General features: G+C 43.0%; 10 protein-coding genes. 7 read left to right on the forward strand and 3 right to left on the reverse strand.

Going from position 1 to position 16,117, the window contains the following annotated elements; genetic code table 11:
- Positions 1-112 precede the first annotated feature (112 nt).
- From NSTC745_RS34890 to NSTC745_RS34920, 7 genes are all read left to right on the forward strand, one after another.
- The gene (locus tag NSTC745_RS34890) at positions 113-1,732 is read left to right on the forward strand and encodes a ferredoxin--nitrite reductase (protein ID WP_445635114.1); all 1,620 of its coding nucleotides are present in this window, start codon (positions 113-115) and stop codon (positions 1,730-1,732) included.
- A gap of 165 nt (positions 1,733-1,897) precedes the next feature.
- Complete coding sequence (locus tag NSTC745_RS34895) at positions 1,898-3,391, forward strand: NarK family nitrate/nitrite MFS transporter (protein ID WP_445635115.1); 1,494 nt, start codon at positions 1,898-1,900, stop codon at positions 3,389-3,391.
- Positions 3,392-3,518: 127 nt separating this feature from the next.
- The gene (locus tag NSTC745_RS34900) at positions 3,519-5,843 is read left to right on the forward strand and encodes a molybdopterin oxidoreductase family protein (RefSeq protein ID WP_445635116.1); all 2,325 of its coding nucleotides are present in this window, start codon (positions 3,519-3,521) and stop codon (positions 5,841-5,843) included.
- A 379-nt stretch (positions 5,844-6,222) separates the two neighbouring features.
- Positions 6,223-6,672 carry a phosphate-starvation-inducible PsiE family protein gene (locus tag NSTC745_RS34905; protein ID WP_445635117.1) on the forward strand — a complete coding sequence of 150 codons (450 nt, stop codon included), beginning with the start codon at positions 6,223-6,225 and terminating at the stop codon, positions 6,670-6,672.
- 243 nt (positions 6,673-6,915) lie between these two features.
- The gene (locus tag NSTC745_RS34910; RefSeq protein WP_445635118.1) at positions 6,916-7,368 is read left to right on the forward strand and encodes a nitrate reductase associated protein; all 453 of its coding nucleotides are present in this window, start codon (positions 6,916-6,918) and stop codon (positions 7,366-7,368) included.
- 293 nt (positions 7,369-7,661) lie between these two features.
- Positions 7,662-8,264 carry a DJ-1/PfpI family protein gene (locus NSTC745_RS34915; RefSeq protein WP_445635119.1) on the forward strand — a complete coding sequence of 201 codons (603 nt, stop codon included), beginning with the start codon at positions 7,662-7,664 and terminating at the stop codon, positions 8,262-8,264.
- A gap of 693 nt (positions 8,265-8,957) precedes the next feature.
- Positions 8,958-10,340: a PrsW family glutamic-type intramembrane protease gene (locus NSTC745_RS34920; protein WP_445635120.1), complete on the forward strand. Its 1,383-nt coding sequence runs from the start codon at positions 8,958-8,960 to the stop codon at positions 10,338-10,340.
- A gap of 352 nt (positions 10,341-10,692) precedes the next feature.
- On the opposite strand, the gene NSTC745_RS34925 is transcribed toward NSTC745_RS34920, so the two are convergent.
- The 3 genes from NSTC745_RS34925 to NSTC745_RS34935 form a co-directional block, all read right to left on the reverse strand.
- Complete coding sequence (locus tag NSTC745_RS34925; RefSeq protein WP_445635121.1) at positions 10,693-11,340, reverse strand: hypothetical protein; 648 nt, start codon at positions 11,338-11,340, stop codon at positions 10,693-10,695.
- A 143-nt stretch (positions 11,341-11,483) separates the two neighbouring features.
- Positions 11,484-13,064 carry a CHAT domain-containing protein gene (locus NSTC745_RS34930; RefSeq protein ID WP_445635122.1) on the reverse strand — a complete coding sequence of 527 codons (1,581 nt, stop codon included), beginning with the start codon at positions 13,062-13,064 and terminating at the stop codon, positions 11,484-11,486.
- 147 nt (positions 13,065-13,211) lie between these two features.
- Entirely contained in the window at positions 13,212-15,461 is a 2,250-nt protein-coding gene (locus tag NSTC745_RS34935) for a protein phosphatase 2C domain-containing protein (protein ID WP_445635123.1), read from the reverse strand.
- Between the last annotated feature and the right edge of the window lie 656 nt (positions 15,462-16,117).

A 16,117-nucleotide genomic window follows, 5' to 3' on the forward strand; every position in this document is an offset into this window, starting at 1 on the left:
CCTCGTAGATACAACACCTGATGGAACTACGGGTTGATTGATATTGGGTAATAACCACAAGTTTTGACGTTTATTTGACGTTTATTAGTAACTTGCAACGAGAGTCAGCCTCATGACAGACACAGCAACTACCACCGCCAACCTGAATAAGTTCGAGAAATTCAAGGCTCAAAAAGATGGACTCGCCGTTAAGAGTGAGATCGAAAAATTTGCCGCCTTGGGTTGGGAAGCAATGGACGAAACAGACCGAGATCATCGGCTCAAATGGGTAGGTGTATTTTTTCGCCCAGTTACTCCAGGTCAGTTTATGATGCGGTTGCGGATGCCTAACGGTATTCTCAGCAGTACTCAGATGCGTGTTTTAGCCGAAGTAGTGCAGCGTTACGGAGATGAGGGTAGTGCCGATATTACTACCAGACAGAATATTCAATTGCGAGGAATCAGGATTTCTGATTTACCAGATATTTTTAATAGATTTCACGCAGTTGGCTTAACCAGCGTGCAGTCAGGGATGGATAACATCCGCAATATTACAGGAGATCCTGTGGCGGGGTTAGATGCAGATGAGTTGTACGACACGCGAGAGTTGGTACAGCAAATTCAAGATATGCTCACTAACAAAGGCGAAGGCAACCCAGAGTTTAGCAATTTACCACGGAAATTTAATATTGCGATCGCTGGTGGAAGAGACAATTCAGTTCACGCGGAGATTAATGATTTGGCATTCGTGCCAGCATTTAAAGAGGCAGGGGAGCAGGGGAGCAGGGGAGCAGGGGAGCAAAATTTTTCTTCTGTCCATTCCCACCAAAAAATATTCGGATTTAACATCATCGTCGGTGGTTTTTTCTCCGCCAAACGTTGTGAGGCGGCGATTCCTCTGAATGCTTGGGTGGCTCCAGAAGATGTGGTAGCTGTATGTAGAGCCGTTTTAGAAGTCTTTCGCGATTGCGGCTCGCGTGCTAATCGGCAAAAATCCCGTCTGATGTGGCTAATTGATGAATGGGGTTTAGAAAAGTTTCGCCAAGAAGTGGAAAATCGCTTGGGTAAATCATTGTTACCCGCAGCGCCAAAAGACGAAATCGATTGGGAAAAGCGCGACCACATCGGGGTATACAAACAAAAACAACCAGGATTAAATTACGTAGGCTTGCAGATTCCTGTTGGTCGGTTGTATGCCGAAGATATGTTTGAAATTGCACGCCTAGCAGAAGTTTACGGTAGCGGTGAAATCCGTTTCACAGTGGAGCAAAATATTATTATCCCCAACGTTGCTGAATCGAGATTAGCAACATTTTTAACAGAGCCATTACTAGAAAGGTTTTCGATTAATCCAGGTTTCTTAACGCGATCGCTAGTATCTTGCACAGGCGCACAATTTTGCAACTTTGCTCTCATCGAAACCAAAAACCGTGCCCTGGCAATGATTAAAGCCTTAGAAGAAGAGTTAACCTTCACCCATCCCGTGCGAATTCACTGGACTGGTTGCCCCAACTCCTGCGGACAACCTCAAGTTGCAGACATTGGCTTAATGGGTACTAAAACTCGCAAAAATGGTAAAACCCTCGAAGGTGTTGACATATATATGGGCGGCAAAGTTGGCAAAGATGCCCATCTGGGAACTTGTATTATCAAAGGCATACCTTGTGAAGATTTACAGCCAATATTGCAAGATTTACTCATCAAAAACTTTGGGGCAAAACTCAAACAAGAAGCTTTAGCAGTTGGTAGTTAATGATTGTTGACTGTTGACTTTTGAGCGGAGCTTTCCTTGCTCCGCTTCCAGCGATAACTTAGGGATTCTCCCCACACCTCCCTACACTCTCCATACTTCGGCTCCGCTCAGTACAAGTCTCCCTATCTCCTCACACTCCCCACCTCTTCAATTAGGGACATTAAAATGCTTAAAAATTTATTTTCATTCAGCGATCGCTATCGCATCTTACATCAGACTTGGTTTGCTTTTTTTCTGACTTTTGTCTGTTGGTTTAATTTTGCTCCCTTCGCTACAACTATCGGCAAGCAACTACATTTAGCCCCCGAACAAATCAAAACTTTGGGCATTTGTAACCTGGCTTTGACAATTCCAGCACGGTTAATTATTGGGATGCTTTTGGATCGTTTTGGCCCCAGAATTACCTATTCAATACTGCTGATATTTGCCGCTGTTCCTTGTTTGGCGACGGCGTTAGCCCAAGATTTTAATCAATTAGTTATCAGTCGTTTGCTGATGGGAATTGTTGGTTCTGGATTTGTTGTTGGTATTCGGATGGTAGGGGAATGGTTCCAGCCGAAGGAAATGGGAATTGCTCAAGGTATTTATGGCGGTTGGGGTAACTTTGGGGCTTTTGGTGCCGAGTTTGCCTTACCGATAATTGCAGTTTCTACAAGCTTTTTGGCTGGTGGTGCATCTAATTGGCGATTTGCGATCGCATTTACCGGAATTGTTGCAGCTATCTACGGCGTAATTTATTACAACAGCGTTCAAGATACACCAACTGGTAAAGTGTATCAAAAGCCTAAGAAAAATGGTGCTTTAGAAGTAACCAGCGTTAAAAGTTTCTGGGCGATGATTGTCTCAAATTTTGGTTTAATTTTCGCTTTAGGTTTATTAGCTTGGCGTTTGGAACAAAAGAATATTCACTTCTTAACTTTGAGCCAAATGTATCTGGCTTGGTTATTATTAGCAGGATTATTTCTTTATCAAAGTTATAAAGCTTGGCAAGTCAACCACGAACTTTTAATTGGCAAGAAAACTTACGCACCAGCCGAACGTTTTCAATTTGGTCAAATAGCATTACTCGAATTCACTTATACAACTAACTTTGGTTCAGAACTTGCTGCGGTTTCCATGTTACCAGCATTTTTTGAGAAAACCTTTGGTTTAGAACACGTTGTTGCTGGGATGATTGCCGCAACTTATCCATTTCTCAATTTAGTTTCTCGTCCTAGTGGTGGCTTAATTTCTGATAAATTCGGTTCCCGTAAGTGGACGATGACAATTATCAGTGCAGGCATTGGTGTTGGTTATTTGATGGCACATTTTATTAATAGTAACTGGCCTATTCCGCTGGCGATCGCAGTTACAATGTTTGCCGCTTACTTTGCCCAAGCTGGCTGCGGTGCAACTTACGGTATCGTACCTTTAATTAAAAAAGAAGCCACCGGACAAATTGCCGGTAATGTTGGAGCTTACGGTAATTTTGGCGGTGTAGTTTACCTAACAATTTTCAGCTTAACCGACGCTCCCACACTATTTAGCACAATGGGTTTAGCGGCGATAATTTGCGCCTTTATGTGTGCCTTCTTCCTCAAAGAGCCGAAAAATTCCTTTGCTGCTAATGAAACTGAAATATCAGAAACATCACCTACTATCTTGTTAACTGAAGAATAAAGATCGCGCAGAGTCGCAGAGACACAGAGAGTTAATAAGAGCAATTCTCTACGAACACTCAATACCTCTCTTCATCTCTTCTCTGCGACTCTGCGTCTCTGCGTGAACTTATTCCCATACAACTACCATGACTGAATTTACCAAAACCCTTTGTCCTTACTGTGGTGTCGGTTGCGGATTAGAAGTTTCCCCTCCAGCAGAACTTGGCAAAGCAACTAATCGAGATAACCAAGGAAATCCAATATGGCGGGTACGGGGTGATAAGGCTCATCCATCCAGTCAAGGTATGGTTTGTGTCAAAGGTGCAACCATCGCCGAATCTTTAGATAAGAATAGATTGCATTACCCAATGGTGCGAGACTCTTTAGACCGAGAGTTTCGCCGTGTTAGTTGGGATGAAGCTTTCGATCTCATCGCTAAGCGCATTCAAACTGTGCGTTTCACCCAAGGGCCAGAAGCAATATGTATGTATGGTTCTGGTCAGTTTCAAACTGAGGATTATTACATAGCCCAGAAATTCATGAAAGGGTGTTTGGGTACTAATAATTTTGATGCCAACTCCCGTTTATGTATGTCTAGCGCTGTGGCTGGATACATTCAAAGCTTTGGCTCAGACGGCCCTCCTTGCTGTTATGAAGACCTGGAGTTAACCGACTGTGCATTTTTAATTGGCACTAATGCAGCTGAATGTCACCCCATCGCTTTCAACCGGCTGGCAAAGTATCACAAAAAGAACCGCAAAGTCAAAATGATTGTGGTCGATCCCCGACGTACACCAACCGCAGAAGCCGCAGATTTGCATTTAGCGATTCGTCCCGGTACAGATATCGACTTGTTAAACGGTATCGCTCATTTGTTGATGCGCTGGAACTACGTCGATACCATGTTCATCGAAGACTGTACCAGCAATTTTCCTGCTTATGCTGAGGTAATTCGCCACTACCCGCCAGAAGTAGTAGCTCGTGAATGTGGCATCAGTATTGAAGATTTAGAAACAGCAGCACGGTATTGGAGTCAATCAAAGCGGGTATTGTCGTTGTGGTCGATGGGTATCAACCAATCATCAGAAGGAACGGCTAAGGTGAGAACCATCATCAACCTGCACCTGATGACCGGACAAATTGGCAAACCAGGGGCAGGCCCTTTTTCCCTTACCGGTCAGCCAAACGCAATGGGAGGAAGGGAAGCGGGGGGTTTGGCGCATTTATTACCGGGTTATCGGCTAGTAAAAAATCCCCAACATCGCGCAGAAGTTGAGGAGTTTTGGGGACTCCAACCAGGAAAAATTTCACCCCATCCGGGTTTGACTGCTTGGGACATGATTACAGGACTGGAAAATAATGCTGTAGGGGTACTGTGGATTGCTGCTACTAATCCGGCTGTGAGTATGCCGGATTTAGAACGCACAAAGAAGGCATTGTTGCGATCGCCTTTTACCATCTACCAAGACGCCTATTATCCCACAGAAACTTCTGCTTACGCCCATGTTCTGCTACCAGCAGCCCAATGGGGTGAAAAAACTGGCGTGATGACTAACTCCGAACGCATGGTAACTCTGTGTCAAGCCTTCCGCCAACCCCCAAGAGAAGCCAAACCAGATTGGGAAATTTTCGCTGAAGTTGGACGCAGGCTCGGTTTTAGCAAAGAGTTTGCCTTTGCTAACTCCGCTGAAGTTTACGCCGAGTTTGCCAAACTCACCAAAAATCGCCCCTGCGATATGACCGGTATCAGTCACGCGCAATTACAAGCACAAGGCCCGACTCAATGGCCTCACCCAGAAAAGAGTTATGAGTTAGGAGTTAAGAGTGATGAATTAGAATCTCCAACTCCTAACTCCTCACTCCTCACTCCTAACTCCTCACTCCCCACTCCCAACTCCTCACTCCTCACTCCTCACTCCTCACTCCCCACTCCCAACTCCTCACTCCCCACTCCTCACTCCAAACGACTCTACACCAATCTCCGCTTCCACACCCCTGACGGACGCGCTCGATTTGGCGCATATTACTCAAAAGGATTGGCAGAACCACCAAACCATGATTATCCTTTTGTGTTAACTACTGGAAGAGTTTACGGGCATTGGCACACCCAAACGCGGACTGGGCGGATTGAAAAAATTTGCAAAATGCATCCCGAACCGTTTATCGAAATTCATCCCCGTGATGCTTCTCGGTTGGGTATTGTAGATAATCAGTATGTAGAAGTGCGATCGCTTCGCGGCCAAGCTAAATTTCCTGCTAAAGTGACAAAAGCGATCGCGCCAGGTACAGTTTTTGTCCCCATGCACTGGGGTTCCCTCTGGGCGGATAATGCCGAAGCAAACGCCCTCACCCACCCTGAATCTTGTCCCGATTCTCTGCAACCAGAATTAAAAGCCTGTGCAGTGCAGCTGATACCAATTTCTCTGGAAACTACAGTCAAAAATCATCAACTCCAATCCTTACAACGGTGAGATGCTAAGTGTAATACTGCTTCACTTTCAAGCTGATACAAATATATTGCTAGGGACGCACAGTTGTGCGCCCCTACGGTAGATTTATAATGTATCAAGATTTTCGTGAAATGGTATAAGTCTTAACCATGAATCGGTAATCAGCAATAAGTAAATTAGTCAATAGTCAATAGTCAATAGTTATTATTATTTTTTTTGTCTCTCAACTCTTGGCTATTACCAATTACTATATTTAAAGAAGTAAAATTTTGAAGAACAAGAAATTTTACTAGCTCCCATTTTAATCTCGTACATAAAAAACTTACAAAACATCGATAAGTAATCTTTTGAATCCTCTAGATTTTTCTATAGGATTTTATTTTAGAATCGGGTGCAGAACATGAGAAGGCTACTGAAGGCAATTTTAGCAACTACCAAAGACCAGAACTTCATGCACATGATTGAAAATGTGGAAGTGCTGGTTTCTAAGGTTCTATCTCTTTTGATGGTAGTTGTGATTTTAGTGGCGATCGGCGATTTAGGATTTTTTCTATATAAAGAATTATTTACAATACCTTATGGCAAATTTAACACAACACTATATAAAATATTTGGTTTATTTTTAAATATTTTAATTGCTTTAGAAATTTTAGAAAACATCACAGGTTATTTGAGAAAACACGTTATTCAGGTTGAATTAGTTATTGTAACTTCTTTAATTGCTGTTGCCAGAAAAATTATTATTCTTGATTTAGAAAAAGTTCCAGGAATTGATATAATTGGTTTAGGTATCGCTATTCTGGCCTTGTCAATTAGTTATTTAATAATTCGTTTCAGTACTTCTAAGTAAAAACGTTACATAAAAGACATCACAAACTTTTGTGCATTCAAAGAAATACAGCATACAAGTAAATCAAGTACGCATCTGAATATGATAAACCTTGTGGGTTGGGCATCCTGACCGCCCTTGTATATCTCATTTCTATGAGACGTGCTGTATTTTACCACTTACCATTCCCTATTCCCCACCCTCACCCATAAATTTTCGGTTACTCAACTAACATTCTAATAAGCTAATTTTCAATACTTTCTTATGGCAGATTTCTTTGAATTTGAAGCGGATTTTGTTGATTCGCTGCGTTGTATTCCGATGCAGGTGCGTTGCAAATTAGATACCTGCGGCATTAAGCTAAAATTGTCTGATTGGAATCAAATGACTACAGCAGAGCGTCAAGCTTTAGTCGAATTGCCTTGCACTATAGAAACCGAAATTCAGTCTTACCGCAAATATATCCAAAAATTGATTTTACAGCGCACGGGCATAGCAGCTGCCGAATTGCCAATAGAACGGCATCCTGCATGGCTTGATTGTGAAAACATACCACCCACTGTCCAGGAAAAAGCTCAAGAAATTGGAGTAGTCTTGACACAACAAAAATGGGCATCTTTAAGGCCATTACAGCGTTTCGCCTTAATTAAACTGAGTCGCCCAGGACATGAAAACAAAAACTTTAACAGAGCGATCGCAGAATTTCATTTGCTTTAATAAACCTCAGCCGTTAATTATAGCTAGTAATGGGGAATTCTCAATAGCCAATGGTTTCTCTTGCCTTTTCCTAACTAGCAAATAATATACAACGATGCGTTAAACTTTGTTAAATCATAGCCTTCAAAAGGTGCATTGTGCCAAAGTTAATGCTCTAATATATCGATAAATTCGCGGATAAACGCATTAACTGATATCTGTCTAAATTGGACATTTAGACGTTAAAATCGTCATTTGTGCTTTACAAATGACCAATGATAAATAATTAATTAATAACTGAGGGTAGCAAAAATATGCCTGCTAAGAAACTTTTAATGCTGGTTGGCGACTATGTAGAAGACTATGAGGTGATGGTTCCTTTCCAGGCACTGCAAATGGTAGGACATACCGTCCATGCAGTTTGCCCCAATAAAAAAGCTGGCGACAAAGTGCGAACAGCAGTTCACGACTTTGAAGGAGACCAAACCTACAGCGAAAAACCCGGCCATAATTTCACTTTAAATGCTACCTTTGCAGAAGTAAAAGCCGAAACCTACGATGCCTTGGTAATTCCGGGAGGAAGGGCACCAGAATATATCCGTCTGAATCAGCAGGTAATAGAAATTACTCGTCATTTTGCCCAAACAAATAAGCCAATCGCTGCTATTTGCCACGGCTTGCAGTTATTGGCAGCGGCCGATACATTACAAGGCAAAAGATGTACTGGTTACCCTGCTTGTAGCCCAGATGTCAAGAGTGCTGGAGGTATCTATGTCGATATTCCTGTTGATGAGGCCATAGTTGACGGTAACTTGGTAACAGCACCAGCTTGGCCTGCTCATCCCCGTTGGTTGGCAGAATTCCTCACAGTACTTGGAACTAAAATTGAACACCCCCAACTGGCTACAGTTGTTTAGGTGATTTCTAGCGAAGAAAATATCAATGCTGACGAGTTTCGACTTTGCTCAACTCTAGACTATGAAGTTGGTTGAGCGACTTGCCCTGAGCGGAGTCCAAGGGAGTCGAAACCAACGGCTAGGGTAAATTCATTAATGGAATTCACCTTAGAGACAAGATACCAGAAATCTTATATAACAGTTGAGGGTTGGCGGTTAACAGTCTGGGGAACAAGATTTCACTTTCTCATTGAGGAATGCTATGTTTCATCAATACTTTGGGGTAGTTTATTTTACTACTCCCCATTTCCTGTGCCAAAACGGTTTAGTCAATCATTAGTCGCAAAAATAACTGACAATAGACCAGCGGAAATTATATATTTTGTTAACGTAACTAAATGCAGTAAAAACTACTATTTAGTAACTAATTGCCGTGCGTTTAATTTACAGCTAGGATGTCAAGATGTAGCTCGGCCATAGAATCTGAATTTGTCTGCCTAACAACCCAGGTTGGGGAAAAAGTTTCAGTGGATGAAATACTTATTAACATTAGATGAATGAAAAAATTTAAAATTTTGCTTCGAGAAATTTAAATTTATTAGCAGTAAGTAAAGCTATAGTGGATTTAGCAATGCTGCTGTTGATGTGGCTAAGGTTAGTCCTGCTGCCAAATTATTTTAAGAATTAATTTAGAAACGCACTCACTCTAACTCAATGACAGGCAAAAACGCAAGACATAATGCATTTCTGCGGCTAGTGTCTGGTAATGGAGCAGCTTCGGGATCGGAATCTCGCTTCTCGCTGCCCCCCAGTAAAGAGATAGTAATTGGACGCGACCCTAGCTGCCAAGTTGTCTTGGATGCCATGACGTACCGAATGGTATCTCGTCGTCATGCGGTGGTTCGTCCCCTGTCTTTATCTCCAGATAGCAAATTTAGCTGGGTGCTTTGTGATTTGAATAGTGCTAATGGCACTTATTTGAATGGACAACGCTTGTATGAATGTCAAGAATTGCACCCAGGCGATCGCATTTCTTTAGGTTCTGATGGGCCGCAATACGTTTTTGAGTACGAGTTGACCTCGCAAACCCCGGCAACAACAGTTAACCAACTGGCACCACTGCCTTCAGCAACCAACTACCACAATCACACCCAATTAAAGCAGCCCGATTCTGTCAGCTTCACTCAGCTTTTTCCGATTATTTCCACTGGTAAAGATTTAACTCGTAAAGCTTACCTCGTACCAGGAATACTAACTGTAATCTTCGTCGTGTTGATGTTTGCTACAGTCGGTCGTCCCCAAGCAAATCAAGTAATCGTCGCCACTTACATTGCCTTCGCCGCCTATTATTTTGTTTACCAACTTTGCGGGAAACAAAAGCCGTGGTGGGTGTTAATGGCTACGGCATTGGGTACGGCGCTGATTTTGCTCAGTCCGGTATTAGATTTATTTATCTTCGTGTTTCGTGGCATCTTACCTGGAAACTTACCCTCACCCCAAGAATCTACCACCTTCACAGAGTTACTGGTACGGATGTTTTTTGGTGCTGGGTTAATGGAAGAATTACTCAAAGCATTGCCCGTACTCACAATATTCGCCATCGGTAGAATGTTGTCTTCACCTTGGCGAGAACGCATAGGTGTTTGGGAACCTCTAGATGGGATTCTCTTAGGAACTGCTTCTGCTGTGGGCTTCACTTTGTTGGAAACTCTCGGCCAATATGTGCCGGATATTACTCAAAATGTCACGCAACAAGTGGGCATCGGTGCAGCCGGTCAACTGGCGGGTTTACAACTGCTAATTCCGCGGATTTTAGGCTCTGTGGCTGGACACATGGCTTATAGTGGCTACTTGGGCTATTTTATCGGCTTGGCCGTCCTCAAACCCAGTAGAAGTTGGCAAATTCTTTCCATTGGTTATCTGAGTGCCTCTGCTCTCCACGCCCTCTGGAATGCCACTGGATCGATCAATGCTTTACTTTTGGTAGTTGTTGGAGTGCTATCTTACGCCTTTTTGATGGCGGCAATTCTCAAGGCACGGGCGCTTTCACCGACACGATCGCAAAATTTTGCTACTCGATTCCTTGGCCCTAAATAAAAAATCAGGGGGATGAGGCGATGAGGAGATGGGAAGATAGGGCGAATAACCAGTGCCCGATTCCCAATGTCCAATTCTTCAGGAAGGTAAAAATATATATCTTGGGATAGATGGTATGATTATTAAATTAGGCTAGCATCTATCTACTTAACTTGTACGTCACTTCAAAACTAATACCAATTCTCGAAAATAAGGCAACAGATTTAAATCAGGACAGTATTGCTGGATCTAAGTTTCTGAATTGCTAGTTGGTATAACACTGAATCGATGTTGAAAGCAAGACAATATCACGTAGATTAAGCCTAGCTACCTCGAAAATGGAATTATTCAAAAAATAAATAGCAGACTGGAGTTATGGTTCGGGCTGGTATTTATTGAGTTGACTTAAAGCGTAGTAGGCGATGGTCAAACTAACCTTTGCTTGTTCTATTTCTGATAAAGTTGTCCATTCCCGATTGTTCAGGTTAGCCATTGTAGATGCTGGGTTATGTGATTCGTTGCTTCGCATCGCATAAGCAAAAGGACGGGCTAAAACTAAAAGATCCTCTTCTCCCCAATTTGGCAGTACAGCTTGAACGCATTCAACTAGTTGTTCGCCTCTTAATTGCTGACGGGCAAATATTTCAGCGGCTTTAGTGGCAATGGTGTTGAGCAATGTTTGGGGAACACAGGTACAAAAAGTAGCGTGTAATGTTTCTTGGAGATTAAGCACTACTGATTGTTGGGAATTCCCTTCGTAGCTTTCATTAAAAGAGATACCAGACCAAAGTGTATCTAAATGGTTGTAAAAATCTTGCGATCGCTTAGTCAGATCTTCATCGATTAAATCTTGGCTCTCGAATTGTTGTTCTAATTCTTGAAAATAAGCTTCTGATTCTTCGTCAGCCACATTCCAAGGATAGCTAGCATCCTCTGGTTCTAGTAAAGCTTCTAATAACTCTAAATCTACTTGAGACTGCAAAGAATAGAAAGTGTCAGAACCATTAATTTTATTAGTCATTTTCTTGCCTCACGATTATTTAGTGGTATTGACAGCTACAATCGCCCAGAAGAGATTTCCGCAAAAAAGTTGATTTTTCTCTTGGTAAAAACAGATTTTTAAAATTGATACTCAAGAGAAAATTTAATTCTGCAATAGCTGTACTAGGAGTCTTCAATAATAAACTCCCAGGTCTCACCTCTAGCACTTCCAAACTTTAACTGCATACCAGATTTCAAGGGGACTTCCTCTCGGAGGATTTGTTGCCAGCCATTAGGCCCTAAAAACCACGTTGTTCCGTAGGTAGAAAAATCTTGTAAATAATAAGTTCGCACCAGTGTAGCATCAGTTAAAGTATTGCGGCAGAAGATTTCCGCGTGACGTTTAGAAACAGACGGTTCGGGGATGACAATATCATTATCTTTGGTGCGACCGATACGAGTGACTCCATAACGCAATAACCAAGTTTTATCTTTTGAAGAGAGCGATCGTAAACTTGCACTAGGAAGCCCAGAACTTACATCCGGAATGGCTGTATCTGGTAATTCAGTAATTCCTTCATCCAGGTTTTTAATCAGTTCGCCATTAAAATCTGGATGTAGGTAGAGAACGGGCAAAGTCCAAGCAGGTTGATTGAATCTATACAGTGTTAACAATTCTTTTCTTGCTTGGGTCACAGCTTCATCAATTGGCTTATACAATCGCAAAGCTTCAGCAAAGGCTTGAATAAAACTATGGCTTTCGCGATCGGCGATTTCATCTCGCATCCCCAAAACCGCTGGTACGCCATGCCGAATTAATACTTCTGCCAAACTGCTGGCAGGTACCGCTTGATTATTGCTAACAGCTGGTTGCGCTCCCCAACAAGCGTTGAAAACCGCTAACTTCACACCTGTACGGTTCAAGGCTTGGGCTAATTCTATACCATTGAGAGTCATGCCGGGTCGCAAAAACAGTAGCCCACCGTCTGGATCTGGCAAACCGTGTCCAGCATAAAAGAAGACATTGTATGCTTTAGTTTCTAATTCTTGAATCAACTCCTCTGGAGTTGGTTGTATAAGTTGATTTACTGTTGCTGGTGCATATCTTTGGGAATTGGTATCGACTGGGGTATCTGTCAGAGTTTGCTGTAAAATCAGGGCTTCTTGTTCTAGTTGCAGGTTCTCATCATGACCTAAAATCAACAGGATATTTAAAGCCTGGTCAGTTCGCAAATACGGTAACGGGTCAACTTCACTGCTAGTGCGGCTAAATAGCAAATCTTGGGAAAGGGACATAGCCGATTGACCGGGTTCGCGCTGCATAATTTCCCAAGGGAAAGCAATCAGATCGGGATCGCGAATTTCCAGTCGAAAACGCAAACGTGTATGCTGACCCATAGCAATTCCGCGGCTGCGTTCTAGACTACCAAGGATTTGTCCATCGAATACCCAGCGCCATAAAAGCATTCCCAGGTATTGCATCAGGCGGCTGCTATAAGGGCCAGTGGTCTGACCTGAAGAAAATGAAATCGAATCGGTCGGTAATAGATTGCTATTTTGAGATGTGGAGTTGGGGGGAAGAACTAAATGGTTTTGGCCAGCAAACATCTGCCGCCATTCTTGCCAGACTTGGGTGAGTTCAACAGGCCACATACAGTCACGTAAAACATGGCCGCTGGGATAGGGAGCCTTGACCACCCAAATGGCGAAGTTGTCAGTGCCAGTGTTTAAGAGACGGGCGATCGCCAAAATCAGGGATGGCATGGATTCATAAAACTAAAAGCTAAAAACAAATAATTTCAAATAAAAATTCTCAAAGGTAAAAATTTTTACTTTTTTACCTTATCAGTTTTTGAGTCTGATTCTTACCTGTTATTATTCCAGGTTTTTTCTAGTTTATCGAGTATTTAACTAAGTTTGACTAGTGTCAGGTGGTTGATTCGCTGGTGGTTGGATACCAGATTTACAAGTATTTGCTGCACCTGATTGCAAAACAGACGCTCCAGAACCCTTCAGTTGCGAAAATTGAATCGATACCTCTTGCCCTGGTTTCAACCCAGGTTTTGATGGAGCTGGTGGTTGGGAAGATGCTGGAGTTGGGGTACAGACTTGCATCCGAACTAAAAAATCTCCAGATGGAGGTTTGGGGCTTGGGTTAGTGCCGATAACTTGTAAAAAACTTTTAGGAGGAAGCGATTGGTTATTCGCCAACGGGATTTCCTTGGTGGTTTGAATTACCCAACCAGAAGCAAGGTTAGCAAGGGTTCGGGGTGGTTCTGTGGCTGCAACAGTAGGAGTTTGAGTTGGTGTGGGATTAGAAGCTATTGGAGGCTGGCTGGTGGATTTTAATCGCAGTTGTTGAATGATAAATCCCCCAGTACCCGCTGCTAGTACAAATAGTAACGGAACTATCCACTGTAGAGGTAATTGACGAGTTTTGGCAGGTTGATTTTCCTCAATCACCTGAGTTTTTTGGTTTGGGCTGGTTAGAACTGGCGTATTTGCCCCTCTGGATGCCAAATCGACGGTTTTTGCAGAATAACTTTCTGGAATGATTGCTTTGATGGTGATTTCTGGTTCCCAGTATTGGACTTGATAGTGTACTAAAGCGACGGTGACATTATCATGTCCATTTTTGCTGTTAGCGATTTCTACTAATCTATCTGCTACATTGACGATGTTTGCTTCTCCAAGCAAAATCGGCAAGATTTCTGTTTCCCAGTACTCTTCGACGCGATCGAAATCACTCAAGCCATCGGATGTCAGCAGAAAAACTGCATCTTCATCGAGCATAAATCGTGCAGATGTGGGATGCAATGAAGTGCTAGGGCCCATCCCCAAAGCTTGGACGAGAGAACCGGCAGAACTTTGTTGCACAGCTTCACGGTAAATGGCATAGCCAAGGCGCACTTCGCGGGAAGCAACATCATCATCAAGGGTAACTTGATAACAGCCTTGGCGGGTAATCCAGTAGGCACGACTATCACCGACATGGGTAATGTACATTTCGTGAGCTACCGGCAGTGCCATAACTAAAGTTGTGCCCATACGCTGACGCCCTTGGCGATTTTCGCTGTCATTGCGCTGGCTAATTTTGTCATTAGCCATAGCCACAGCTTTTTCTAGGTCGTTTAGCAGCAGCGAGGGGTCTATGTGGTCGTAGGGAACTTTGGTGAGTTGCTGTACCTGCTGTTGGATTGTTTCAATGGCTAAATTTGATGCGACATTGCCGCCTTCGTGTCCGCCGATGCCATCACAGACGATTGCTAAGGCTGTGGGCTGGGGTGGCTTGCTTACTAGGGTGCCGCTGGGTGGGCTACAGGCGTCTTCGTTGCGTTGACGGCTAGGCCCAGTATCGGTTTTGGTGATAATTTTGATTGTGGGCGTTTGAGATCGCCCTAATTCTGCCAGTCCCCGGTCTAAAGCTGTGATTAATTGTTCTGATGAGTGAATTTCGCCCTCAATCAGGGAAAGGCTAATGCGATTGAGAAATTCTCCAATGGCTGGTTTGGCGTTGGCGACCAATTGCTGCCAGAATTCCCCTAATTGAGGCAATTTTGGTGATGTAGCATCGTCGAAGCGCAATTCCAACAAACGGACTAACGAGCCTTCTGTCCGTAAAACATAGGAGTCAAGCAAGCTAGAAACTACACCTTCACTGGCCAGAGGTTGCCACAAGTGAGCTATTTGCCACAACCAATTGAGTTGGCGCATCGATGTAGCATCGCGCCAAGCACTGGTTAATTCGCTGCCCAGATGCACTTGTTGGGTTGTGTCATCCACCATTACTGGTGGTTTTTCTAAAAGTAATACTTCTGGCTGGGGGGAATTTTTAGTTAGGGGAAGTACTCCATGTACCTGCGGTACGTGTAAGCGGTAGGGAATGAGCCTTAAGTAAGCTCTGGGAATCTGTAAATTCTCTAGCTCTGGCGTTAGAGTTAACAAACCAGGCTTGGTATCTAATAGAACAAATTTATCAACAATTAAATAGCGATCGGCTAATATTTTTCCAGGGCTACCCAAACTCTGGTTGTCTACCACAGCCCAGAGGTAATTTTTGGGTAGAGGGGTAGAACATCGCTGGCAAAACTTATGAGTCAGGGGGTTGGCAGCCTGACAATTTTCATGTGGACACTGGAGCGTTGCCGCATCATTTTCCATAGTTTTCCCACCGATCGCAGATTGGCAATTTATTTAATAGCATTACTAGGGACAATCTAGACCGCTCGTCTTTCTTAAACTTGACATATCCAGGCTTTAGATGATGATTTTAGCTGGCCTTTATCAGCAGATGCTAATATTTAACTTATCTAAAGATTACGCTTCCAAGTTAACCCTACAGCCTCATCATAGCTTCTATCGCTGTGTGACTCTCCATCGCTAAAGCAACTAACTCCAACCGTCTCACCAAAGATAACTCAAGCATAACTGTGCTATTTGTTTTTGCTGAATTACTCCATATCCAACAGGCGGATAATATTGGTATTTATCTAGTTTATAAGTAAGATAGCAATAATTAACTTTAATTAAGAATTAAGATATAGCGAGCGGTTTTGCATGTTGAGCTTGTTTGTGTAGGTAGGGAGTAGGGAGTAGAGAATCAGCTTTTTCCAGTTGAGGACGAGTTTTTTGACGCAATGAAATACAGCTTTCACAAGTAATATAGTTTGTGGCAAAACTCGCTGACGAATCAAGCTGCTTAAAAAATGCTGTTTCCAGGTTCTTAGAAGGAAGAGGATGGGCAATCGAGTGGGTAGAGGTAGACACAGAGGAAAGACTGACTACAATTTCCCCTTTGCTCCTCATTTTTCCATTCC

The organism is Nostoc sp. DSM 114161, from assembly GCF_052692665.1.

What these genes read in the sequence shown, in the direction of transcription:
- NSTC745_RS34890 (WP_445635114.1), top strand. Translation starts at nt 113, where the DNA reads ATGACAGACACAGCAACTACCACCGCCAACCTGAATAAGTTCGAGAAA.
- NSTC745_RS34910 (WP_445635118.1), top strand. Translation starts at nt 6,916, where the DNA reads ATGGCAGATTTCTTTGAATTTGAAGCGGATTTTGTTGATTCGCTGCGT.
- NSTC745_RS34900 (WP_445635116.1), top strand. Translation starts at nt 3,519, where the DNA reads ATGACTGAATTTACCAAAACCCTTTGTCCTTACTGTGGTGTCGGTTGC.
- NSTC745_RS34905 (WP_445635117.1), top strand. Translation starts at nt 6,223, where the DNA reads ATGAGAAGGCTACTGAAGGCAATTTTAGCAACTACCAAAGACCAGAAC.
- NSTC745_RS34895 (WP_445635115.1), top strand. Translation starts at nt 1,898, where the DNA reads ATGCTTAAAAATTTATTTTCATTCAGCGATCGCTATCGCATCTTACAT.
- NSTC745_RS34930 (WP_445635122.1), bottom strand. Translation starts at nt 13,064, where the DNA reads ATGCCATCCCTGATTTTGGCGATCGCCCGTCTCTTAAACACTGGCACT.
- NSTC745_RS34915 (WP_445635119.1), top strand. Translation starts at nt 7,662, where the DNA reads ATGCCTGCTAAGAAACTTTTAATGCTGGTTGGCGACTATGTAGAAGAC.
- NSTC745_RS34935 (WP_445635123.1), bottom strand. Translation starts at nt 15,461, where the DNA reads ATGGAAAATGATGCGGCAACGCTCCAGTGTCCACATGAAAATTGTCAG.
- NSTC745_RS34920 (WP_445635120.1), top strand. Translation starts at nt 8,958, where the DNA reads ATGACAGGCAAAAACGCAAGACATAATGCATTTCTGCGGCTAGTGTCT.
- NSTC745_RS34925 (WP_445635121.1), bottom strand. Translation starts at nt 11,340, where the DNA reads ATGACTAATAAAATTAATGGTTCTGACACTTTCTATTCTTTGCAGTCT.